This is a genomic window from Exiguobacterium sp. s142, from assembly GCF_018618455.1.
In the GTDB taxonomy this organism is placed as follows: domain Bacteria; phylum Bacillota; class Bacilli; order Exiguobacteriales; family Exiguobacteriaceae; genus Exiguobacterium; species Exiguobacterium aurantiacum_A.
On sequence record NZ_JACSMB010000003.1, the window covers coordinates 125,824 to 149,503 of the forward strand.

At 54.8% G+C, this 23,680-nt stretch carries 24 protein-coding genes; 17 read left to right on the forward strand and 7 right to left on the reverse strand.

The genetic code is table 11. The annotated features are described in order from the left end of the window. The first annotated feature begins 89 nt into the window (after positions 1-89). On the forward strand, positions 90-2,039 hold the full coding sequence (locus KNP77_RS04420) for a glycoside hydrolase family 3 protein (protein WP_214888842.1): 1,950 nt from the start codon (positions 90-92) through the stop codon (positions 2,037-2,039). A gap of 45 nt (positions 2,040-2,084) precedes the next feature. Here KNP77_RS04420 and KNP77_RS04425 read toward each other — a convergent pair whose 3' ends face one another. Both KNP77_RS04425 and KNP77_RS04430 read right to left on the reverse strand, forming a co-directional pair. Beyond that, the gene (locus KNP77_RS04425) at positions 2,085-2,930 is read right to left on the reverse strand and encodes a DegV family protein (RefSeq protein WP_214888845.1); all 846 of its coding nucleotides are present in this window, start codon (positions 2,928-2,930) and stop codon (positions 2,085-2,087) included. Positions 2,931-2,937: 7 nt separating this feature from the next. Further along, entirely contained in the window at positions 2,938-3,780 is an 843-nt protein-coding gene (locus KNP77_RS04430) for a lipoate--protein ligase family protein (protein ID WP_131464669.1), read from the reverse strand. Positions 3,781-3,887: 107 nt separating this feature from the next. On the opposite strand from KNP77_RS04430, the gene KNP77_RS04435 reads away from it, so the two are divergent. Together KNP77_RS04435 and KNP77_RS04440 are read left to right on the forward strand one after the other, a co-directional pair. Then, positions 3,888-5,183: an HD domain-containing protein gene (locus KNP77_RS04435; RefSeq protein ID WP_131439271.1), complete on the forward strand. Its 1,296-nt coding sequence runs from the start codon at positions 3,888-3,890 to the stop codon at positions 5,181-5,183. 24 nt (positions 5,184-5,207) lie between these two features. Next, the gene (locus KNP77_RS04440) at positions 5,208-6,794 is read left to right on the forward strand and encodes a Na/Pi cotransporter family protein (RefSeq protein WP_214888847.1); all 1,587 of its coding nucleotides are present in this window, start codon (positions 5,208-5,210) and stop codon (positions 6,792-6,794) included. A gap of 42 nt (positions 6,795-6,836) precedes the next feature. Here KNP77_RS04440 and KNP77_RS04445 read toward each other — a convergent pair whose 3' ends face one another. After that, a complete protein-coding gene (locus KNP77_RS04445) occupies positions 6,837-7,025 on the reverse strand; it encodes a 2-hydroxymuconate tautomerase (protein ID WP_070328254.1) in 189 nt (62 codons plus the stop codon). A gap of 66 nt (positions 7,026-7,091) precedes the next feature. Beyond that, the gene (locus KNP77_RS04450) at positions 7,092-7,871 is read right to left on the reverse strand and encodes a VLRF1 family aeRF1-type release factor (RefSeq protein WP_214888850.1); all 780 of its coding nucleotides are present in this window, start codon (positions 7,869-7,871) and stop codon (positions 7,092-7,094) included. A gap of 156 nt (positions 7,872-8,027) precedes the next feature. Between KNP77_RS04450 and ypfJ the strand changes: the two genes are divergently transcribed. The 9 genes from ypfJ to KNP77_RS04495 all read left to right on the forward strand — a co-directional run bounded on the left by ypfJ (position 8,028) and on the right by KNP77_RS04495 (position 16,388). Beyond that, entirely contained in the window at positions 8,028-8,882 is an 855-nt protein-coding gene (gene ypfJ, locus KNP77_RS04455) for a KPN_02809 family neutral zinc metallopeptidase (protein WP_131468481.1), read from the forward strand. Between the two features lie 114 nt (positions 8,883-8,996). Next, on the forward strand, positions 8,997-9,845 hold the full coding sequence (locus KNP77_RS04460; RefSeq protein WP_070328251.1) for a MurR/RpiR family transcriptional regulator: 849 nt from the start codon (positions 8,997-8,999) through the stop codon (positions 9,843-9,845). Beyond that, the gene (locus tag KNP77_RS04465; RefSeq protein ID WP_214888852.1) at positions 9,842-10,300 is read left to right on the forward strand and encodes a GNAT family N-acetyltransferase; all 459 of its coding nucleotides are present in this window, start codon (positions 9,842-9,844) and stop codon (positions 10,298-10,300) included. The genes KNP77_RS04460 and KNP77_RS04465 overlap by 4 nt, the downstream gene beginning before the upstream one ends. Positions 10,301-10,438: 138 nt before the next feature. Then, on the forward strand, positions 10,439-11,332 hold the full coding sequence (gene murQ / locus KNP77_RS04470; RefSeq protein WP_131464658.1) for an N-acetylmuramic acid 6-phosphate etherase: 894 nt from the start codon (positions 10,439-10,441) through the stop codon (positions 11,330-11,332). 13 nt (positions 11,333-11,345) lie between these two features. After that, complete coding sequence (locus tag KNP77_RS04475; protein ID WP_070328248.1) at positions 11,346-12,719, forward strand: PTS transporter subunit EIIC; 1,374 nt, start codon at positions 11,346-11,348, stop codon at positions 12,717-12,719. A gap of 53 nt (positions 12,720-12,772) precedes the next feature. Then, positions 12,773-13,825, forward strand: coding sequence for a DUF871 domain-containing protein (locus tag KNP77_RS04480; protein WP_214888855.1), 1,053 nt, complete (start codon positions 12,773-12,775; stop codon positions 13,823-13,825). 57 nt (positions 13,826-13,882) lie between these two features. Then, a complete protein-coding gene (locus KNP77_RS04485; RefSeq protein WP_070328246.1) occupies positions 13,883-14,386 on the forward strand; it encodes a YwhD family protein in 504 nt (167 codons plus the stop codon). A 156-nt stretch (positions 14,387-14,542) separates the two neighbouring features. Next, positions 14,543-15,805, forward strand: coding sequence for a dicarboxylate/amino acid:cation symporter (locus KNP77_RS04490; RefSeq protein WP_214888858.1), 1,263 nt, complete (start codon positions 14,543-14,545; stop codon positions 15,803-15,805). A gap of 49 nt (positions 15,806-15,854) precedes the next feature. Beyond that, positions 15,855-16,388, forward strand: coding sequence for a TVP38/TMEM64 family protein (locus KNP77_RS04495; protein ID WP_251138915.1), 534 nt, complete (start codon positions 15,855-15,857; stop codon positions 16,386-16,388). Here KNP77_RS04495 and cls read toward each other — a convergent pair. Continuing rightward, complete coding sequence (cls, locus tag KNP77_RS04500; RefSeq protein WP_214888864.1) at positions 16,364-17,893, reverse strand: cardiolipin synthase; 1,530 nt, start codon at positions 17,891-17,893, stop codon at positions 16,364-16,366. The two genes, KNP77_RS04495 and cls, sit on opposite strands and share 25 nt — an antisense overlap. Positions 17,894-18,132: 239 nt before the next feature. Here cls and KNP77_RS04505 point away from each other — a divergent pair, with 239 nt between their 5' ends. Further along, entirely contained in the window at positions 18,133-18,285 is a 153-nt protein-coding gene (locus KNP77_RS04505) for a hypothetical protein (protein WP_214888867.1), read from the forward strand. Between the two features lie 37 nt (positions 18,286-18,322). Here KNP77_RS04505 and KNP77_RS04510 read toward each other — a convergent pair whose 3' ends face one another. Beyond that, positions 18,323-19,243 carry an EAL domain-containing protein gene (locus KNP77_RS04510; RefSeq protein ID WP_214888870.1) on the reverse strand — a complete coding sequence of 307 codons (921 nt, stop codon included), beginning with the start codon at positions 19,241-19,243 and terminating at the stop codon, positions 18,323-18,325. 205 nt (positions 19,244-19,448) lie between these two features. On the opposite strand from KNP77_RS04510, the gene speE reads away from it, so the two are divergent. From speE to KNP77_RS04530, 4 genes are all read left to right on the forward strand, one after another. Then, positions 19,449-20,288 (forward strand): spermidine synthase, encoded by an 840-nt coding sequence (gene speE / locus KNP77_RS04515; protein ID WP_070328241.1) that lies wholly within the window; start codon positions 19,449-19,451, stop codon positions 20,286-20,288. Further along, positions 20,285-21,166 (forward strand): agmatinase, encoded by an 882-nt coding sequence (gene speB, locus KNP77_RS04520; RefSeq protein WP_214888872.1) that lies wholly within the window; start codon positions 20,285-20,287, stop codon positions 21,164-21,166. The genes speE and speB overlap by 4 nt, the downstream gene beginning before the upstream one ends. A 2-nt stretch (positions 21,167-21,168) precedes the next feature. Then, positions 21,169-21,537, forward strand: a complete 369-nt coding sequence (locus tag KNP77_RS04525; protein ID WP_131464646.1) for a Na-translocating system protein MpsC family protein — start codon at positions 21,169-21,171, stop codon at positions 21,535-21,537. Between the two features lie 198 nt (positions 21,538-21,735). Further along, on the forward strand, positions 21,736-22,686 hold the full coding sequence (locus KNP77_RS04530; protein WP_214888887.1) for a sodium-dependent bicarbonate transport family permease: 951 nt from the start codon (positions 21,736-21,738) through the stop codon (positions 22,684-22,686). 35 nt (positions 22,687-22,721) lie between these two features. On the opposite strand, the gene KNP77_RS04535 is transcribed toward KNP77_RS04530, so the two are convergent. Continuing rightward, on the reverse strand, positions 22,722-23,474 hold the full coding sequence (locus KNP77_RS04535) for a homing endonuclease associated repeat-containing protein (protein ID WP_131457752.1): 753 nt from the start codon (positions 23,472-23,474) through the stop codon (positions 22,722-22,724). Between the last annotated feature and the right edge of the window lie 206 nt (positions 23,475-23,680).

Below are 23,680 nucleotides of genomic sequence, written 5' to 3' on the forward strand. Positions count from 1 at the left end.
ATGGGGTGAACGAGCGTTGGTGAGGCAACGCTTATTCCTCCATGCCTTTTCGTTTGTGGTCGGGGGAACTTTCAAAAAGGAGTGAAAACATGAACAAAGTACTGAACTGGACAGCAACACTCGGATTGACGACAGCGTTACTCGTCTCGTCCGTCCCGATGGCAAACGCGGTCGTGGCAGAGGAGACGCCGACACAATCGATTGAAGCACGGGTGAACGCGCAACTCGAGGCGATGACGCTTGAACAGAAACTCGGACAGATGATCATGCCAGACTTCCGACTTTGGAACGGGGCGAACCATACGGCACTCGCGCCAGATGTGGCACGGGTCATCGACCGGTTCGACCTTGGAGGCGTCATCTTGTTCGCGGAAAACGTGACCGAGACCGAACAGACGACGAAACTCGTCCACGACCTGCAAGAAGTCGTCAAGCAAGACGACAGCAACGACATTCCGCTCTTCATCACGATCGACCAAGAAGGCGGGATCGTGACTCGGCTCGGAACCGGCACGAACTTGCCGGGGAACATGGCGCTTGGGGCGACGCGGAGCAGCCAATACGCGTATGATGCGGGGAACATCATCGGGTCAGAGTTGAATGCGCTCGGGGTGAACGTCAACTTCGGTCCGGTCTTAGACGTCAACAACAACCCGGCGAACCCGGTCATCGGGGTCCGCTCGTTCTCGAGTGATCCGGAACTCGTCGGTGAACTCGGCTCGGCGATGACGCAAGGGATTCAAGACCAAGGCGTTGCCGCGACGGCGAAACATTTCCCGGGACACGGCGACACGGCCGTCGACTCGCACTACGGCTTGCCGATCGTCGATAAGTCACTCGAAGACTTGCGCGGGCTCGAGCTGTTGCCGTTCAAGCGGGCTATCACGGAAGGTATCGATATGATCATGACGGCCCATATCGGGATGCCACAAATCGAGGACGAGGTCGTCAACTCGCCGCGCGGCACGTTCCCGCTCCCGGCGACGCTCTCTGACGACGTCATCACCGGCGTCTTGCGTGACGAGATGGGCTATGACGGCATCGTCATCACGGACGCCCTCAACATGAAGGCGATCACGGACAACTTCACAGAAGCCGAGGCGGTCATCAAGACGTTTGAGGCGGGTGTCGATATCGCCCTCATGCCGACGATTTTACGGTCGAACGCGGACGTCGTGAAACTTGAGACGATCTTTGAAGACGTCATGGCGGCTGTCGAGAGCGGCCGTTTGCCAGAAGCGAAGATCGATGAAGCGGTCGAGCGGATCTTGAAGCTGAAAGCGGAACGCGGCATCTGGAGCGAGTCAATGGATACGACGACGCTCGAGGCGAAACTCGCGGAAGCAAATGCGGTCGTCGGTAGTGCCGAGCATAAAGCGACAGAACGTGAGATTGCCGAAGCGGCCGTCACACTCGTGAAGAACGACGACAAGACACTTCCGTTCAAACCGAAAAAAGGGGAGACGGTGCTCGTCATCTCGCCAGCAAAAGATCAGACCGACAGCATGGTCAAGACAATCAAATCGCTTAAAAAGAACGCGGGCAACATGAAGCAAGTGAACGTCATCACGGCGAACTATACGGCGTCGACACCGCACCTTGACCAAAACCCAGATTTAAAACAAAAAGTCGAGGCGGCCGACTACATCATCGTCGGCTCGAACGTCAACAACAGCGCCAAGCTGAAATCGATCTCGGCCGATAACTACGTACCGGCAGAAGTGTTCCGCTATGCCAACGAGACGGGCAAGAAATCGGTGTTGCTCAGCCTTCGTAACCCGTACGATGTGGCCGTCCAACCGGATGCGCCGGCCCAGCTGCTCATCTATGGCTTTAAAGGTGACCCGAACGGACCGGACTCTGAAGCAGGTAACGCCAAGTCGGCTGGACCAAACCTTCCGGCTGGCATCCGCGCCATCTTCGGTGAAGTCAAACCAGGAGGCAAGCTCCCGGTCGACGTCCCGACGTTTGAGAACGGTATGTTCGGTGACGAACTCCACTTCGAATTCGGTGGCGGCTTCAAAAACTGGAATAAATGAAAATAGCGAGCGCCCTTGAGGGTGCTCGCTATTTTTAGTTTTAGTTTACGCCTCGAAGTAACTGACGACAAGGAGTCCAGGACCTGTGTGCGCGCCAATTGCCGAACCGACGATCGTCTTCGTCACGCTGGCCGGATTCATCTGTTCAAGCAGTAGTGCTTCCAGTTGATCGGCTTTGGCCGGGTCGTCCCCGTGACCGATAAAGATGTGATGTCCTTCGATGAGCGGTTTCGACTCGGTCATCCACTCGACGATGCGGCGCATCATTTTTTTATGACCGCGAATCTTCTCGATCGGGACGAGCTTACCATCTCGGACAGTGAGCAGCGGTAAAATCGTCAACAAGTCCCCGATGAACGCGCTCGCTCTCGAGACGCGGCCACCGCGCATCAAGTACTCGAGCGATTCGACGGTGAACAAGTGGCGGATCTTCCCGACGAGCGACTCGGCGTAGGCGGACGTCTCCTCGTACGAGTGATCTTGGCCGTATTCGGCGACCGTTCGGACGAACAACCCTTGACCGACCGACGCGGTCCGCGTGTCGAGAATATGGAACGTGCTGTTCGGGTATTCTTCTTTAAGCAAGTTCCCGACCATGACGGCCGTTTGATATGTACCGGACAGTTCGCCCGAGAAGGCGAGGTAAAGGAACGGGATCTCAGACTCGAGATGTTGGCGGAAACAGTGTTCAATCCGGGCCGCCTCGATTTGGAACGTCTTCGGCGTCTTGCCGACACGCATCGCGTCATATACTTCTTTCGGCTGAATCGTCTCTCCGTCTAAAAACTCTTCGTTGTCGATGATGACCCCGAGCGGTAACATCTCGAGGCCGTATTCGACGATCTGGTCTTGCGTCAAATCAGCACCGGTATCGGTTATGATTTTGAACATGGTTGGATCACTCCTCTAGTAGTTGGTGTTCGATGTCGCGGATCGGTTCGTTTCGTTGCCACATGCGGTCGAGCTGAACGACGAGCGTCGCTTGTTCGTCCGCGTCGAGCGTTGCCGGGACGAGTCGGCTCGTCTCCCCGAGCACGTCATAGGCGCGGCGGAGCACATCCTCGACGGTGAGCGGGATGTGAAGCAAGTCTTCGAGCGACGCCATCGTCTCCGGGACGATGGCCGGGTACGTGAATCTTGTCGCTTCGCCTTGGATGGCACGGTCGTAAAAGTCACGGATGAGTTCAGCACGAGCGCTTCCGCTCTTGCGGACGCTCAAATAAATTTGGACGGCGACACCGCCACGGACGCGTCGCTGCGAGATGCCGGCGAACTTTTTACCGTCAATCGATAGATCGAAGCTACCCGGGCAGTACGAACCGACGATTTCTCCAGGCACGATTTTGTCCGTCACGTCTTTGAACATATGTTGAATGAGCGACGTCATCGCCTCATAGCCGCTATCGATTTGAATGCCGTCATTCTCGGGTAGAATAAGAGATAGGTTCAATACATCTTCGTCGAGGACGACCGCAAGTCCTCCCGAGTTACGGATGACGGGACGATAGCCATGTTCGTGCAACAGTCGAATCCCGTCGCGCAGATGAGGCAGCCGCGCGTCTTGAATCCCGAGCACGACTGTGTTCAGATGGACCCAGGCCCGAAAGACGGCGCCTTGGTGTTTCGTCGACGCGCACAGCGTATCGTCCGTCGCGAATGATTGCTCGGCTTGAAACGCCGCACCGAGCGATGATTGGTCGATCAGGCGGTAGGTCGGTTGCCGTAAAAGTGGATGGATCATATGCACAATTCCTTTTCAAAAAATAATGTCTTCCTCATTATAGCATGGAGGGAACGACTCGGAAGAAGTCGAATCAGTACAATACATAAAACGCAGGGGGCACCAACATGTACACATCACGAGGCCAGCTATCTGGGTCAAAAGTGTTTAAAGACCCGGTCCATCGCTATATATACGTCTACGATCATCTCATTTGGGAGTTGATCAACACGAAAGAGTTTCAACGGTTACGTCGGATCAAGCAGCTCGGGACGTCGTTTTTGACGTTCCACGGGGCTGAACACACCCGATTCCACCACTCGCTCGGCGTCTATGAGATTGCCCGGCAGTTGATCGACCAGTTCCGCGACTATCCGGAATGGGACGACCGCGACCGGGAGCTGTTGCTCGCGGCGGCACTGTTGCACGACGTCGGGCACGGCCCGTTCTCGCACGCGTTCGAGCACGTCTTCTCGGTCCGCCATGAAGTCTGGACGGAACGGATCATCTTAGGGGACACAGAAGTGAATAAAGTCCTCTCCGAGATGGGCGTCGGGTTCCCGGAAGAAGTCGCGGCCATCATCAACAAGACGCACCCGAACCGGCTGATCGTCAACATGCTCAGCTCACAGCTCGACGTCGACCGGATGGACTATTTACTTCGCGACGCCCATTTCGCCGGCGTCAGTTACGGGAAGTTCGACCTCGAGCGGATGCTGCGCGTGTTGCGGCCGGACGAAGATCAAATCGTCGTCAAACAGTCGGGGATGCATACGATCGAAGACTATATCATGCGGCGCTATCAAATGTATTGGCAAGTCTATCTGCATCCGGCGACGCGTTCGAGTGACTTACTATTAAAAGCCGTGCTCGAGCGGGCCCAAGAACTGCATGAATCGGGTTATGTGTTTGAGATGACACCGAAGCATTTCTTGCCGATCTTCAACCATGACGAGATGACGCTCGAACACTATTTGAAGCTCGACGAGACGATCGTCTACTTCTATTTCCAAGAATGGATGGACGAGGCAGACCCGATTTTGGCCGACCTGGCGAGCCGTTTCGTCAATCGTCGCCTGTTAAAGTATAAAAACTTCCCAGAAGCGAACCGCGTCCGCTATATGGACCGGTTACGGTCGACGATGGAAGCGATCGGGTTGCCGACGCGCTATTATTTGCTCGAGGACCAGCTCAGCCAGCTGCCATATGATTTATATAAAGGGCACGGCACGTACGAAGGGATTTACCTGCAGATGAACGACGGCGACCGTCGCGAGATTTCAGAGGTGTCGATGCTCGTCCAATCGATTTTGAATTCGCGACAGTCGGACGAGAAAATTTATTACCCTGAGGACGTGCTGTTGAACTTGAAAGACCATGCTTCAGAAAAATCATGGATGTTGTCAACGTTACGCGGCGATTGAATCGCTTGAAAAGGATGTGACACCATGGGGATCGGGACGCTCATCGGCGGAATCGGCATCTTTTTGTTAGGGATGATGCTGTTGACCGATACGTTGAAAAGCTTGGCTGGGGAAAGACTGCGAGAGCGATTGAACCGCATGGCGGAAGGACCGGTGGCAGGGGCGTTTCTCGGTGCGACGATGACGGCGTTGTTTCAGTCCTCGACCGTGACGACGCTCATGACGATCAGTTTCGTCAGCGCAGGGTTGTTGACGTTCACGCAGGCGCTCACGCTCGTCATCGGGGCGAACGCCGGTAGTGCGACGACGGGATGGATCGTAGCGCTCCTCGGCTACAACGTCGACATTCGAGAGCTCTTACTGCCGCTCATCGGCGTCGGGATGGCGCTCCGCTTGATCGGACGACGGGTCAAGCGGATTGGGATGTTGCTCGTCAGTCTCGGACTTGTTTTTGTCGGCATCGGCACACTTCAAGAAGCGATGCGGGAAGTCGTCACGTTCTCGTTTTCGGGCTGGGACACCGACACACTGCTTCATCAATTAGCCTTGCTCGGCACGGGCCTGTTCATGACCGTCGTCTTGCAATCGTCGAGCATCGGTCTCGTCTTGACGATGACGGCGCTCGCGACCGACACGGTGACGCTCGCGCAGGCTGCATTCCTCGTACTCGGGCAGAGTGCCGGGACGAGTCTTGTCGTCGCCCTCGGCTCGCTCGGAGGATGGAAATCAGCGCGGCGCATCGTGCTCGGACACGTACTCGTTCATAGTTTGATTTTGTTGATTGGCTGGCTGACGTTCCCGCTCTTGTTTGGTGTCGTCAATCGCGTGGCCGACTGGTTGAATTGGAATGAGCTATTGCGGCTCGCATTGTTCCATACGTCGTTTCACTTGCTTGGCGTGCTGACGTTTCTGCCGTTTCACGAAGCGTTCAGCCGGCGGTTGCTCAAATGGGTGCCGAGTCGGTCTGAAAAGCTGATCCGTTTCCTCGACCCGAACATGTCGCGGATCCCGACGGTCGCACTCGAGGCGGCAAGACGTTCGTTGATTGAAATCGAGCGCTATCTCGGAAACGAGACGAAACTGTTATTGACGGAAGCGCGCAAGCGGGAGGACGAGTTGCAGCTCGTCGAGAAGACGCTCGGTGACGTCCGGGTATTTTTGAGCACGATTCAATTGGAAGAAGGACAGGGCCGCAACGACTACGGACAACACTTGTCACTGCTCCATACGATCGACCATTTGGAGCGCTGGCTGTTCGTCCTGCGCGAAGTCGATCCCGTCGACGCCCTCCGCGACACCGACTTTTTAGTCGCACGTCAGCTCGTCTTGCACGAGCTCGAGCTTGTCGATGCCCTCAACCATCACACGCCGCCGGAGGATTCGAAACAATGGAAGACGGCGTCGAAGCAGCTCGCCGAGTACCGGAAAGCGCATCGGGCCGAGATGTTAGAGGAGACGGCGGCGAACCAGCTTGAAATGGAGCAGACGATTCGCAAAGTTCAAGCGCTCCTTTGGCTCGACCGGCTTGGTTATCACGTCTGGCGGGCGACCCGGCACTTGATCAAGCCGACCGTCCCGAGCGAGCGGTTCGAAGTGAACTTAGAAGACTGAAAAAACACCCGCGCGTCCAACTGGATGCGCGGGTGTCTGGCGTTATTTTTTGTCGGCGTGCATGACACCGGCTTGACCGTAGTTCGTCGCGTCCATCTCTTCGATGAAGACGGTGATGTTCTCTTTCGGTGCGTTCGTCGTCTCTGAGACGGCGTCCGTCACTTTCTCGATCAAGGCACGTTTCTGTTCAACAGTACGGCCCGGGAGCATTTTTACGGTAACGTATGGCATATCATTTCCTCCTTTTCTAGTTCTCTTCTATTTTAGAGAATCACTAGTCGAGAGGAAAGCGGAAAATCAATGGAATGCAGCTTCGATGATGTGAGGCGCACTCGATTTCGACAAGTTTTTGTGCACGACGCGCTCTGGTTTCGTCCGCAACTCGTCACGGAACGAGTTGGAAAGCTCGGCTTCTCCGATGACGACAAGCGATTCCCAGTCGTGTGCACCTTTCATCTGTTCGACAGTTTGGGCGAGGTCACGGTAGAACCGACCGAGGTTTTCGGCAAGTCGACGATCGAATTTATCGACTTGCGAGCTGCTCGACGCCATACGGTCATCCGAAGCCGTCCCTTCAAACCGAACCCACTCCTCGGTCTCAGGGTCGAACGCGAATTCGAACGTCGCATCGATGTGCCCGAGTGAGGTATCGAGTACCGTCACGTGGTCGAGGTTCGTCAAAATAATACCGGTGGACGGGAATTTTTGTTGTAACGCCTCGAGTGGTTCAAGTACTGGCTTCGTTTCCCAGTGGAACGACGTCTCGACATCGTGTTGAAGGTAGTATGTTTCAAATAAATCGTTTTCTTCTGAAGCAAAAATGATTAGGCTTCTCGCCAAGTCGTTCCGGTGTTTGCCGAGTTCCTGATCGACTTGCTTACGTACTTTTTTGAAGTTCTTCAGTTGCGTCTCGTCACCGGACGCCTCTAAATATTCACCGATTCGCTTCAAACCGTTCTTCAAGTGGATTGACCAGTCGCCTTGTTGGTTAGGTCCTGTATTAAGGTAGACCGATAGCACACACTTGTCCTTGCATTCAATCTGACGCAATTGTTTCAAGTCGCTTGCTAATCCCATCTTAATTCCTCCCTAAAGTAAACGTTCTCTTAACCTGTTTCCTACTTGGTTAGGACTCAAACACCGAACACGATGGGAAAATGTGAAAAAGCAGGTGCGAAACGAGATGAATCCGGGTAAGTAACAAGACAGACTAGCAGTAGGAGGAACAATCGTATGAAATGGAAAGGCAGACAGGCGAGTCGGAATGTCGAAGACCGACGGGGGCGAAGTGTTGGGGGGAAAGGGATTGCAGGAATCGGAGGCGGTCTTGGCCTGATTTTAGTCATCGTCTTCACGCTTTTGAACGGGGGTAACCCGGGAGACATCGTCAACAATATTGGAATCGGTGAGCCGCAGTCTTCTGAGACGTATCAAGGCTCGGCGCGGGAAGAAGAGATGGCGGACTTTGTCTCGGTCGTCTTGCGTGACACCGAAGAAGTGTGGACTGACATCTTTGCCGAGAACGGCTTGACGTATCGGGAACCGACGCTCGTCCTCTACTCAGGACAAGTCGAGTCGGCGTGTGGGATCGCTGGCTCTGCGGTCGGACCGTTTTATTGCCCGGGCGATCAGAAACTGTATATCGATTTGAGTTTTTATGACGAACTCAGTCAGCGCTTCAACGCGCCGGGCGACTTCGCGATGGCGTACGTCGTCGCCCATGAGGTCGGACACCACGTGCAGACGTTGCTCGGCACGACAGACGAGATCATGCCGCTGCGAAACGAGATGAGCGAGACCGAGTTCAACACGTACTTGGTACGGTTCGAACTTCAAGCCGACTACTATGCCGGTGTTTGGGCGCATCACGCCCAAGGCATGGGCTATTTAGAGGCGGGTGATGTCGAAGAGGCGATGAACGCGGCGCATCAAATCGGTGACGATACGCTACAAAAACAAGCACGCGGCTACGTCACGCCGGACTCGTTCACGCACGGGACGTCGGAACAGCGGAAACGGTGGTTTGATAAAGGTTTTCAAAATGGAACGATCCAAGGCGGCGACACGTTCAATACAAAAAACTTGTAAGTCTCACCTACAGGTTGAGCGCGAGCTCGGCCTTTTTCGTGTCCAAGTTGGAATGTAGGGAAAGAATCCGCTATCATTAAATACAGCAACTAGTAGCAGGAAGGGGATGACCTGATGGAATCCTTACTGAAAAAAATCGAGCTCGCCCAAGGCGAGATGACGTCCGTCGAAAAGAAGATCGCGGACTACATCTTGACCCATTCGACGCTCGTCCCGAATATGACGACGAAAGAACTCGCCCAAAAGACCGACGTGTCAGAAGCGAGCATCGTCCGCTTCGCGCGTGTCGTCGGGATCGACAGCTTCAAATCGTTCAAGCTCGCCCTCGTCAAAGACTTGGCGATCACAGAGACGATGCTGACCGACTTTAATGTCCTTCAACAAAAGGACACCCCGTACGACTCGTTCCAAAAAGTCATCCACGTGAACAAAATGGCCATCGAGGCATGTGCCGAGGCGATGGACAAACGCGAACTCGAACACGCGATCGATACGTTCGCTCGCGCGAACCGGGTCATCTTCTATGGAGTCGGCGGCTCATCGACGGCCGCCTATGACGCGCAGTACAAGTTCACGAAACTCGGCTACGCCGCTCTGACGTCGCAAGACTTTCACTACATGCTGTCGCTCATCCCGCATCTTGGGCCGACCGACGTCTTCGTCGCGATCAGCACGTCGGGCCGGACGAAAGACGTGCTCGAGCTCGTCCGGTTCGCTAAGAAAAAAGGCGTCACCGTCGTCGCCATCACTGACCTCGACAAGTCGCCGCTTTACCGCGAGGCGGACGTCCGTCTGTGCACACCGACCGTCGAACGAGATTACCGGATCGCGAGCATCGCCTCACGGATGACACAATTGACGATTATCGACACGCTCTACATGGGTCTGTTGCACCGAAAAGGCGAAGGGCTGATCGATCGTTACGCCGAGGCGCGCGACGAGATGGTGAAGCTGCGCCGATGATTCGCCGATATGAAGCGTCAGACCGCGAACGAGTGGCAGCTTTCCTCATGAGACAACAAGCGTTCGCCGGATTGAACGCTCAGACGCTCGAAGTGTTCCGCGATGAGAATTTGGCTGACTTCGAGGCGACAGGTACGGTCAGCCTCGTCGTGGAGGACGACGGGGCGATCGTGGCGATGGCGGATTTGTTGAGGCGTCACCCGATTGATGGCTCACTCTGGCTCGGCCTGCTCCTCGTCGATGAACAACTTCACGGCACCGGTCTCGCCCAGACGGTATACGATCAACTCGAGCGGGACCACATGCGTCCGTTCCAGACGACGTTCCGGCTCGGTGTGCTCCCGACGAACGTGCGGGCCCGTCGTTTTTGGGAGCGGCAAGGCTACGTGTATGAGCAAGACTCGGTCACAGGGGATGGTGTCCACGTCCACGTGTTGAAAAAAGACATCGAATGAAGCGAACTCGGCCTCAAACGGCCGAGTTTTTTTGTTGGCACTCAAGTCGAACGTTTATGAAATTATAATTCTTTATTTTTTTAAATAAGTTTGACTTTTAATTTCAAATTAGTACAATAAAACTAGAGAGAAGAAAGGATGGTGGCGATGTTAGACAAATTGGCTACGGAACGACGGAACGAACGGACGATGCGCCTAGATGACATGACGGTTGAGGAACTGCTCGGCGTGATGAATGAAGAGGACCAGTCGGTGCCTCACGTGATCAAGCAACAGCTGCCGGTCATCGCACAAGTCGTAGAACGAGCGATCACATCGTTTAAACGAGGCGGACGCTTGATCTATATCGGTGCGGGGACGAGTGGACGACTCGGTATTTTAGATGCGGCAGAATGTGTCCCGACGTTCGGCGTGTCAGCGGACATGGTCGTCGGCCTGATTGCCGGGGGTGAACGCGCGCTCGTCAAAGCGGTCGAGGGAGCAGAGGATAGTATAGATTTGGCAATCAACGATTTGAAAGCGCTTCACTTGAGTCCGGACGATACGGTCGTCGGCATCGCCGCGAGCGGCCGGACCCCGTACGTCATCGGCGGACTCGATTACGCGCGTGAAGTCGGTGCGACGACGGCGGCGCTATCTTGCAACAAAGGCTCGAAAATCAGCGACCACGCCGAGTTCAAAATCGAGGTCGAGACGGGACCGGAAGTATTGACCGGATCGACGCGTTTGAAAGCGGGGACGGCCCAAAAACTTGTCCTCAACATGATCTCGACGGCGTCGATGATTGGAGTGGGCAAAGTGTATCAAAACTTGATGGTCGACGTGCAACCGACGAACGAGAAATTGGAAGTTCGGGCCAAACGGATGATTGCGGAAGCGACAGGGGTCGACGAACAGACGGCCGCGCGTTATTTCGCTTCATCGAACGGCCACGTCAAGACGGCGATCGTCATGATTTTAGCCGACGTTTCCTATGCAGAGGCAGTCGAGCGATTACAGCGCGCGAACGGATTCGTCCGCGACGCGATTTAAGGGGGATTACGAGATGAAGAAAGAAGAGGTGTTGGCGCAAGCCATACTCGAGCACGTCGGGGGAAAAGATAATATCCGCCAACTCGCGCACTGTATGACACGCGTCCGGTTGGCGTTGAAAGACCCAACGAAAGTGAACATCGATGCGTTGAAAAAAATCGACGGTGTCATGGGGGTCATCGATGACGAGACGCTGCAAATCGTCGTCGGACCTGGAACGGTCAACCGTGTCGCGGATCACTTGAGCCGTGAGACGGGGCTCGCCATCGGGGAAGAGGCAGTCGATGCGAACTTGACGCCTGACGAGCGGGCGGCCATCGAGCGTCAAAAAGTGAAAGATAAACAGAAGTCACCGTTCAAACGTTTCTTGCGTCGCTTAGGGAATATCTTCATCCCGCTCATCCCGGGACTTGTCGCTTCAGGGATCATCAACGGGGCAGCGAACTTTGCCGTCAACGCTGGTGTCGACCGGACCGAGACGTGGATGCAAATTCTGCTTGTGCTCGGGAGCACGGTCTTCGCCTATCTCGCCATCCTCGTCGGGTGGAATACGGCGAAAGAGTTCGGGGGGACGCCGGTGCTTGGAGCGATTGCCGGGGGGATTTTGTTCAACCCGTTACTCGCCGACATCGTCATCTATGGGGAAGCACTCGTCGTCGGAAGGGGTGGACTGTTCGGTGTCATCTTTGCCGCTTGGCTCATGACATATATCGAAAAACACGTCCGCCGCTTCATGCCGGTCTCGATTGATATTATCTTTACGCCGCTACTTACGGTGCTCGTCGTCGGCTTCACGGCGCTCTATGCGATCATGCCGGTCGCGGGCGTGTTGTCAGACGGCATCATGCAAGGACTGAATGCCGTGCTTGAAATCGGCGGACCGGTAGCAGGGGCCGTCCTCGCTGGCTTCTTCTTGCCGCTCGTCATGGTCGGCTTGCATCATGGTTTGACGCCGATTCACCTTGAGTTACTGAACACCGTTGGCAACACGGCGCTCTTGCCGATCCTTGCGATGGCAGGAGCGGGACAAGTCGGGGCCGCGCTTGCGATTTTCGTGAAGACGCGCAACCAACGTCTCCGCAACATCATCAAAGGGGCGATCCCCGTCGGATTCCTCGGCATCGGCGAACCGCTTCTTTATGGGGTCACGCTTCCGCTCGGTCGTCCGTTCTTGACGGCTTGTATGGGAGCCGCGGTCGGCGGTGCGTTCCAAGCGTCGATGCAGACGGCAGCGCTCGGGATCGGGGTCTCGGGTCTCTCGCTCACACCGCTCATCGACAATGGGATGTACTTGACGTATATTGGGGGTCTCGTCATCTCGTATACGGCTGGCTTCATCTTCACGTATTTCTTCGGTTTCAAAGAAGAGATGGCGGATGGGATTTAACAACCAAGGTGGCTCTTTCGAGTCACCTTTTTGAATAGGGAGGGCTGTTTTATATGAGAGGATTATCTGTTTACTTGAGCGAACCGCTGACAGAAGCGTTCGCGGTGTGGATGAAACGCATGCGTGAGATCGGTTTCACGTCACTGTTCACATCGCTACATATCCCGGAAGACGATCCATCGGTCTACACGGAGCGGTTGCGTCGACTCGGCACGCTCGCTCGACAGCATGACATGGAACTGTTCGCCGATATCGCCCCGACTTCGCTCGCCGCGCTCGGGAAGACGTGGGACGACGCCCATACGCTCATCGACTGGGGCGTGACTGGCCTCCGCGTCGATTACGGGGTGACCCCGAAACAAGTCGCCGATCTGTCGAAACGGATGACCGTAGCCTTGAACGCGAGCACGTTGACTGCTGAAGAGCTCGACGAGATGAAACAGGAAGGGCTCATGACGGACAATGTCGAAGCATGGCACAACTTCTACCCGCGCCCAGAGACCGGGCTCGACCGGCAATGGTTTGACGAAAAAAATGACTGGTTGAAACGACAAGGGTTGAGCGTGCAGGCGTTCATCCCGGGAGATGGGACGCTCCGCGGACCGCTATACGAACGACTGCCGACGCTTGAAGACCACCGGCAGCTGTCGACGTTCGCTGCTTATTTAGAGTTGACGGGGAGTGTCGACCGCATTTTGATCGGTGACCCGGGACTAGCGGATGCGACGATCGAACAGTTCGCGTCATACGGGGACGGGATGCTCGTCCTCCGGGCCGAGGCGTATACGACAATCGAGGCGGCGCTCTACCGCGTCCAGACGAACCGGATGGACCCAGCGCGCGACGTCATCCGTTCCGTCGAATCACGGGCGTATGGTCGCCCTGGGGACCGCTTGCTCGAACCGGTCGCGGAGAAACAGCGACCGCTCGGCACGATCACGATTGACAACATGGATTACGGGCGCTATGCTGGCGAAATGCAAGTGACGAAGACAGACCTTCAAGCCGACAAGCGGGTCAACGTGCTCGGACGTGTCATCGAAGCGGATCGTCCGCTCCTTCGTTCGATTGGACCCGGCACGAAGTTTCGAATCGAGTGGGGCTGACGTTCGCGATTGCCACGTTCCCTCGTCTTTGTGTACAGTAGAGGGGGAGGGAATGCCATGAAAGATATCAACTTTAACATTATCGCTGACGATGCGACGGACGGCCACGGCGGTTTTGGGGTCGGATCGCTCAGTTTGAACAATATGTCGCCCGTCATCATCGACGTCGAGGCAGGTACGGCAGTGATCGACATGGGTGCGATGCACGCCAAGTCGGCGATCGAGAAACGGATCAAGTTTTTGACCGACCCAGAAGCGGTGCCGAACGGTAAACCGTATTGGATCGTCTGGGTAACGGTCGGACGCAAGCCGGAAGGGTTCTACTACGGAGGGATTGCGGCTTGTGACATGTCGATTGACTTGGAGGCGCGTCGCGGGTACAAATTGCTCCCGTATCACGTCAACCAAATGGACAAGTCGCTCAAAGGACGGATCCTCATCGATATGATGGATGCGCCGTCACGGAGCGTGCTCGCGGAGTTTCTGCAACAGCACCGTCCGGAGATTTGGGACCAGTCGACCGAACTTCATACTGAACTCGCGCGTCTCGCTGCCGAGTAAAAAGATTGGACCGTCACGGTCTCCAATCTTTTTTGTTTTCTTTTGAAGCAACTTGGGAAAATGACCGTGTTAAGGCACGCAAATCAACCGAAATTGTAAGAAAATTTAGCATTATGCTATACTAAACGCACTGTGTAAAAAAGAAAGGGTGACACGATGAGTGAAACTAAGAAAATTTTGATTGGCCTCGCCTTAGGGGTCATCGTCGGTCTCGGGCTCGCCGGCCTATCCGGTAACGTCTACGACATTGTCAATACGTACATACTATCCCCGGTCGGGACAGTGTTTTTGAACTTGATTAAAATGTTAGTCGTCCCGATCGTCTTCTTCTCGATCATTCTCGGTGTCATGGGCCTAGGTGACCCGAAAGAGCTCGGGCGCGTCGGGTCGAAGGCGCTTCTGTTCTTCTTGACGACGACAGCGCTCGCCATCGTGCTCGCGATGGGTGTCGCGTCGGTCATCAAGCCAGGTGAACGCGGCAACTTCGAAACAGCCAATCTAGCATTTGAATCGACAACGACCGAAGAATCGTCGAACATCGTCCAGACGTTCGTCAATATGATTCCGACGAACCCGATCCAAGCGCTCGCTGAAGGGAACATGCTACAGATTATCGTTTTCGCGGCGTTGATCGGGTTTGCGATGATCGCCCTTGGCGAACGTGCCAAGACGTGGCGCCGCTTCGTGAAACAAGGGGATCGCATCATGATGCATCTCATTCACTTGGTCATGAAGCTCGCCCCATACGGTGCCTTCGCGTTGATCGCCTCGGCCATCGGTGGTATCGGGTTTGATGCTGTCGCAGCGATGGCATGGTACATGTTTGCCGTCGTCTTGACGTTGTTCTTACATGCGACCATCGTCTACGGCGGAGCGCTCATCTTGCTTGGCAAGATGAGTCCGGTCTTCTTCTTTAAAAACTTCTATGAAGCGATCACGCTCGCGTTCTCGACGTCGTCTTCAAACGCGACGCTCCCTGTATCGATGGAACTCGCCCAGACGAAGCTCGGCGTCCCGCGTTCGATCTCGTCATTCGTCCAACCGCTCGGTGCGACGGTGAACATGGACGGAACGGCCATCATGCAAGGGGTCGCGACCATCTTCATCGCCCAAGTGTTCGCGGCTGACTTGACGATCACCGAGCTCGTGACGGTCGTCATCACGGCGGTGCTCGCCTCAATCGGGACAGCGGGTGTGCCGGGTGTCGGGCTCATCATGCTCGCGCTCGTCTTACAGTCGGTCAACTTGCCGGTCGAAGGGATCGCCCTCATCATCGGGGTCGACCGGATCCTCGACATGCTCCGTACGTCTGTCAACATCACGGGTGATGCGACGTGTGCGGTCGTTGTAGCGAAGCTTGAAGAGAAACACCTTCCACCTGTCGACGAAGACGCGTGGGATGAAGTCGAAGCGAAATAAAACAAAGGCTGACCTCGCGGGGTCAGCCTTTTGAAATGGGGTTTGAATGATGGAATGGGAACTGCTCCCGATCCCGCTGTTTGTCGTCATCAGCATCGTCTTAAACAGTGCCATCGCCGTCGCTGGCGTTTTGCCGAGCGCGTTTTTGACGGCACTGAACGTAAACATTCTCGGTTTCGGTCTCGGCGTCACTGTCTCGATCATCGGTGAGGCGGTCGGAGCGGTCATCAGTTTCGTACTGTACCGACGTGCGCTACAAACGTATACGTCACCGAACGGAAAGCGCTTCAAGCGTCTCCGCGAGGCTAGTGGGGCCGAGGCGTGGTTCCTCGTCCTCGGGATGAGACTCATGCCGTTCGTTCCGTCCGGCCTCGTCACGTTATCGGCCGCGTTCAGTCGGATGACGCTCCCGTCGTTCGCCGCGGCGAGCACGATTGGGAAAATCCCGGCGCTCCTCATCGAGGCGCTCGCGGTCACGGCCGTATTGCGTGTTGCGACCGGTTGGCAGTTCGTGCTGATTGCGCTACTCGTGCTCATTTATCTCCTTTGGCGTGTGTTTCAAAGCAACGGCGAGAAGATATGACAGAACGCCTCGATGAACCGTTTGCCGTTCGATTTTTTTCGGAGCATCGACCAGTCGACGAGAATCGACTCGTCGAAGTCTTTCAAAAACGCGTCATGCAGTTGACCGATTGATGACGTCTCGAACTGGGCGATCGTCATCTCGTGATTCAAATACATGCTGCGGAAATCAAAGTTAGCCGTCCCAACGAGCGCAATCTTGCCGTCGATGAGGACGGTTTTTGCATGGATGAAATGACGATTGTATTTATAAATGCGGATGTTCCGTTTCAGCAGTTGCTCGAAATAATATTCGGTCGCATGGAAACTGAACCATTCGTCGCCTTGTCCTGGGACGACGATGCGAACGTCGATGCCGCTTTTCCCCGCGACTTCTAGCACGGCGAGCAGTTCGGGCGGCGGGATCAAGTAAGGGGTCGTGATCCAAATCGATTCTTTCGCTTCCATCAACAGACGCATCAGCCCATCCCGGATCGTGACGTCCTTACCGGGAGACGTCACGAGTAGTTGTGTCGCCCCGTTCGCGTCTTGCGGTTCGTTAATGAAGTATTCCGGAAGGTGTTTAGCGTCGGCGAACAAGTCCCATGTCTCGCTCTCTTCTTCGTGTCCGGCGTAAAGCCAATTCTCGATGAACAGACGCTGAAGCTCCCGGACAAGCGGGCCTTCGACACGCAAATGCGTATCTCGCCAAAAACCGAGCTTCTTATGCCTGCCGAGATATTCATCGCCGACATTAAGCCCACCAGTGTAGGCGATCCGTCCATCGAGCACGATGAGTTTTTGATGATTCCGGAAGTTGGCGTTAAAGACGAGCAGCGGATGCACGACTGGATCGAACGCTTCGACGTGCACCCGCGACTTGCGGAGCGGCTCGAGGAATTCTTCGCTGATCTCTTGGCTGCCGAGACCGTCATAAAGAAAACGGACGGTGACGTTTTCATTGGATCTTTTGATTAAGGCGTCGCGAATTTTCAGGGAGATCTCATCGGTCCGGAACAAGTAATATTGGACGTGGATATGGTGCGTCGCTTGCTCGATATCTTTGAGCACAGCGTCGTACTTTTCATCTCCGTTGACGAGTAGTTTCGTCGCCGTATGACCGTCGGCACCGGTCGCGCCCATTTTTTCGAGCGCTCTCGTGAGAGGGAACCGGTCGGATACGTCATTCGTCGTCTCGACGCGGTCGGCTTCGATTGCTTGCCGGAACATCCGAATCTCAGAAGACGTTCGTTTGATCCGGCGGTGGCGTTTCGGTGTCCGGCCGAACAGCACCCAAGCGAGGGCGCCGAGAAACGGGATGAACAAGACGGTGAGCAGCCAGGCGAGCTTCGCTTGCGGTTGAACTTGGTCAAATAAAATATTCCAACCGACGATGAGCGGCGCGAGGATACCGACACCGATCAAAAACGGAATCAATCCATCGATCGAGTAAAGCGATAGCAGAAGGAAGATGCCGAGGACGAACATTCCGATTAGTTGTAAGACACGTCGTTTCAAAAGGTACACCTTCTTTCTGTTCAGTTGTCATCATTAAATTGATTCCACCAATCAGACAGTTTTAATCTAATTAAGCGAGAATTCTCCCACCTCTAAGCGTCTGGGGCGAAGCCCAGCGTAGGTGGGAGATGAATCGCTTGCGAAGCAAATAAGTGGTGAGTAGTTCACTCTAAAAAAGACGTTTGAGTGGGCAAGTGGAGGGAATAAACCTTATTGTACGGCAGAACTTTCAAAAAGGGGTGTGTTTGATGAAACGAAAAGGCACATTGGCCGCGTCGCTGCTGGCGACAGGCATCATTCTCAGCGCTTGCGGGGGAGCGGACGAGGAACCGATGAACAACGACGACACGGAAATGCAAGAAGACGATATGAATGAAGATACAGAAGAAGATGACGATTGAAAACAAGGCCTAGAGCGCGCGCTCTAGGCCTTTTTAGTCACAGTGCGTATGGAGACGGTTTTCCGAAGAAATAACCTTGGGCGAGATCATAACCGAGTTCGCGACAGACGTCGACTTCTTCGGCGCGTTCGATCCCTTCGGCGAGGATGGTGATGCCCATCGAACGCGTCAATTGACGGACGTTCTTCAAGAACGTGCGTTTCTCGGCATCTTGGTCACAGAACGAAATATACAACCGATCGATTTTGACGTAATCGGGCTCGAGCCGCTGTAACATGTCAAGCGTCGAGAAGCCGGCGCCGACATCGTCGAGCGCGACTTTCATGCCGCGTTTTTTATACGTGGCGAACACGTGCTGCAAATGAGCGACGTCCTGGACTTGCTCCGTCTCGACGACTTCAAAGATGAAGCGGTCGGCACTGAGCCCGTAGCGGTCGATGACTTCGAACGTGTGTTGCAGGCAGTAGTCAGGATTGTAGATCGTCGACGGCAAGAAGTTGATGAACGTCTTCTCGTGAGGCGCAACGGCGTGATACGTCGCTTTGATCGCCTCGGACCGGGCGCGTTGGTCGAGCTTCGAATGAAGTCCGAACCGGTTGGCGGCGCGGAACAGCTCCCCAGGCGAGATATTGTTCGGGCTGCGGAGGAGCGCCTCGTAACCGAACCGTTCACCTGTGTCGAGATGGATGATCGGTTGCAGGTGACTTTCGAACTCCCCGTGTTGGATCAGCTCAATCGTGTCACGGTTGGCGATCTGTTCGAGCAAATCGACTGCTGGTAGAATCGGCGTTTGCTGTTTCGTGGCAGGGTTGACACAATATACATTGTCCTCGACCGAAGATAGCTTAGTCTTGAGTTCATCAAATGATTCGTATGGCTGAGGTTGGTCGTTGACGACCAACAAGCCCCGTTCAAAGAGCGGGATTGTCGTGGAGCAGGCCACGCAAGGAGACCACATAGGATCCCTCCTTTCCTGTTATAAACTACATCTATATCCAGTTTATCGGCTAAACCTCATGGAAAAATCACACATCTGAACGAATAAATAAAAAAATCGTGCAAAATGCGGACAGTTTTTGTATACTTCCTATCGTATGAATAAGAAGCGCCTCAAAACGCCACTCGCATACGAACAACTTTTTGAACAGAAAGGGGTTCTATCGATGGACCAAAAATTAAAGTTATGGTTTACGGAGCACCAGACAGAAGATTACGGGATCACGTTCCGGGTTAACCACGTTTATGAGAGCGAACAAACGGAGTTTCAACGACTAGAGATGGTCGAAACGGACGAGTTCGGTACAATGTTGTTGCTTGACGGAATGGTCATGACGACGGATAAAGACGAATTCGTCTATCACGAGATGGTGGCGCACGTGCCACTGTTCACGCACCCTAACCCGAAACACGTTCTCGTGGTCGGCGGCGGCGACGGTGGTGTCATCCGTGAGATTATGAAACACCCAACAGTCGAGAAAGCGGTTCTTGTCGACATCGACGGGAAAGTCATTGAATATTCGAAGAAATACTTGCCAAATATTGCGGGTGAGCTCGACAACCCACGCGTCGAAGTCATCGTCGGAGACGGCTTCATGCATATCGCGAAGTCTGAAAACGAGTACGACGTCATCATGGTCGATTCGACTGAACCGGTCGGACCGGCAGCGAACTTGTTCACGAAAGGGTTCTACGCAGGAATCTCGAAAGCGCTCAAAGACGATGGAATTTTCGTCGCGCAGTCGGATAACCCGTGGTTCACACCAGAACTCATCCAAACGGTACAGCGTGACGTGAAAGAGATCTTCCCGATCACGAAGCTGTACACAGCCAACGTGCCGACGTATCCGAGCGGCTTGTGGACGTTCACGATCGGCTCGAAGAAGTACGACCCGCTTCAAGTACCGGCTGAGCGGTTCCACGATATCGAGACGAAATACTACACGCCAGCGCTACACTCGGCGGCGTTCGTACTTCCTAAATTCGTGGAGGACTTGACGAAATGATCAAACGATTCGATGAAGCCTACTCAGGAAAAGTGTTTATCGCGAGCCTGCCAGAAGTGACAGAAGCGAAGACGGTCCTTTACGGCATGCCGATGGACTGGACGGTCAGTTTCCGTCCAGGCTCACGTTTCGGCCCGAACCGCATCCGTGAAGTGTCGATCGGACTTGAAGAATACAGCCCGTACCTTGACGGGGACTTGAACGAAGCGGCCGTCTATGACGCAGGGGACATCCCGCTTCCGTTCGGCAACGCCCAAAAATCGCTCGACATGATCGAGTCGTTCGTCAAAGACGTCATCAAGGAAGGAAAGTTCCCGCTCGGTATGGGCGGCGAACACCTCGTCACGTGGCCGATCATCAAAGCGATGCATGACGCGTATGGGGACGACTTCGTCATCTTGCACATCGACGCGCACACCGACCTTCGTGACGATTACGAAGGTGAGCCGCTCTCGCACTCGACGCCAATGAAAAAAGCGACGAGCTTGATCGGACCGTCGAACTGTTACTCGTTCGGGATTCGTTCGGGGATGAAAGAAGAGTTTGACTGGGCAAAAGAAGTCGGCTACAACTTGTACAAATATGAAGTACTCGAACCGCTCAAGCGCGTCCTGCCGACGCTCGCCGGCAAAAAAGTGTACGTCACGATCGACATCGACGTCCTTGACCCGTCAGCAGCACCAGGAACTGGCACGCAAGAGATCGGCGGCATCACGACGAAAGAATTGCTCGAGTCGGTCCATGCCATCGCCAACGCTGACCTCGATATCATCGGTGCCGACCTCGTCGAAGTGTCACCGGCGTATGATCAGTCAGACATGACGGCGATCGCCGCCGCGAAGATCCTTCGCGAGATGATGATCGGATTCGTGAAGTAACGATGCCGAAAAAAGGTCAGCTCGAGATGGAACTGAGCGCCCGGATCACCCAATGGGAGAAAGAGTATCTCGGGCGCGGTTCATTAACGTGTAAGAGTGACCTGCTCCGCGATTTGGCCATCGTGACGCTGCAAGGCGTCTTGACCCCGGCCGAGTATGAACTCGCCGCGAAGTCGAGTGGTCGCGAACAGTTAAAGAAATACCGCAACAACCTCGTCGAATCCGGCCGGGTCCAACTCGAGACGATCATTCATGACGTGCTCGGGAGACGGCTCGTGTCGCTCCATACGGACATCAGCACGAAGACAGGCGAACGCCTCATCGTCTTTCGGTTGGATGCACCGTGGGACGATGTGATTGACAAGGCGTAACGACATTTTTACACTAGAAGCAGAGACGCGTCAGGATTGGTGGAGAATGCCTACGGGAACTTTCCACCGCCGTCCTGAAACGGAGCTGTCAAAAACTACCCCGACAGTTGTCGGCTAGACGGAACGACCGTGTTCGAGCCGTCGGCATGCAGCGCACACCTTTCTTTGGTGTGCGCTTTTGTCGTCTAGGAGGAAACAATGGAACTATTGACGTTTTTATTGACGAGCGCCCCGGTGCTCCTGTTCGTGACGGGCGTGATTGCCGCCCTCGGAAAGTCGAATTTAAGAATCCCCGAATCGCTCAGTGTGACGCTCAACATTTATCTGCTACTCGCCATCGGGTTAAAAGGCGGCATGGGGCTCGCCGCTGTCTCGCTTGACGAGCTTGCGGCACCGCTCGCCGTGACGCTCGTCCTCGGGATGGTTTTACCGCTCGTCGCTTTTGGACTCGGTCGTCTGCTCAAGTTCAGCTTTCACGAACGGATCGCCATGGCGGCGACGTTCGGTTCGGTCTCGCTCGTGACGTATGTCGCTGCGACCGCCCAGCTCGAGCGGATCGGTATCAGCTATGAACCGTTTATGACGACGCTCGTCGTCGTCCTCGAGATTCCCGGTCTCGTCGTCGCGCTCTTACTGTACAACCAGACGCGTGTGCTCGGTATCACGGCCGCCCCGAGTCAGTCGTTCACCGTCATCCGGGACAGTATGCTTTCAAAGAGCATCCTCTTGCTCATCGCCGGCCTCGTCGTCGGATTCGTCACGCCGGACACGTCGGCGCTGACACCATTCTTCGTCGACTTGTTCCCGGGCGTCTTACTCTTATTCTTACTGAGCCTTGGGGTCAAGGTCGGCCATCAGCTGAAAGACGTCCCGGCGTACGGCATGAAGTTTTTGATTGTCGGGACGATGTTCCCGCTCATCGGGGCCGTTTTCGGCTACTTTGCCGCCGGACTGGCCGGTTTGTCTGACGGGGGTACGATCTTGCTCATGACGCTCGCTGCGAGCGGCTCTTACATCGCGGCGCCGGCGATGCTCCAGGCGTCCGTCCCGGAAGCCGAGCCGTCGTTTTATTTGACGCTCGCCCTCGCTGTCACGTTCCCGTTCAATTTGCTCGTCGGTATCCCGCTGTTCATCACGATCGTCACATGACAAAAGCGCCGTCTCATCGAGAGACGGCGCTTTTGTCATGTGATGACTTGCTGTTGTTCCATACATTTCAAAGCGGCGGTCCAGCTGCCGAACAAGGCGTTGATCGTCGACGTGCTCGGCACGTTTCGTCCTTCGGCCCATTTGCGGTAGTGAAGGATGCTGAAATGGTTTAATTCATCTTTAGCGACCCGGAGCGCCTCGATGACGTCCTCCTCGTCCCATTTCCGTTTCGGTGGGGCGATATCGAGGACGAACAAGGCGTAGCTCCAGGAGCCGTACTTCCGGGCAATCGTTGCCACGGTCGGATATCCCTTCTCCTGCGCCCAGACAGCGTAGTGCTGTGAAGTGAGACGTGTCAGTTCGGCGGACGCCTCGATGAGTGCCTGAATGATGCGCTCCTCGTTATTGCGGGCCGTCGTCGTCTGCAATTTCGCTTCGCGAAGTGCGTTTGACCACGAGCCGAACCGACTGCTGATCAGCGTGAGCGACGGGGCTTGTGCGACTTTGGCCCACTCCCGATACGTTTGGCTCGTAAAGATGTCGAGCTCTTCGGCGGCCTCGTTTAACGCGGTTAAAATATCTTCGTCCGAATAATAGCGGTACATCATTTTGATTTCAGCGGCCTGAACGGCTTCGCGCCAAGAACCGAATTTGTAAATCACGGTCGAGAGGGAAGGAACGTCTTTGCTGCGGGCCCAGAGTGTGTATTGTTTCGTATCGAATTCTTTGAGTTCATTCGCTGCTTGTTGTAGGCATGAGATGATTTGCTGCTCTGTCCATCTTTTCATCGTGATGTCTCTCCTTTTTAGAAGCGCTTGATTGCTTCAAAGGTCATGGTGTGGTTGAACGATGATGGTCCTCAAGGAAAGCCTAAACGGTCGAGGGCGCGACTGCGGTTGACAATGAACATAAAAGACTCGTGACTGACGGTGTAAGCAAGTCGTGAAGAAATCATGTGACGAGCATGTAGGTTTACTTATTTCTAAATTCCCCT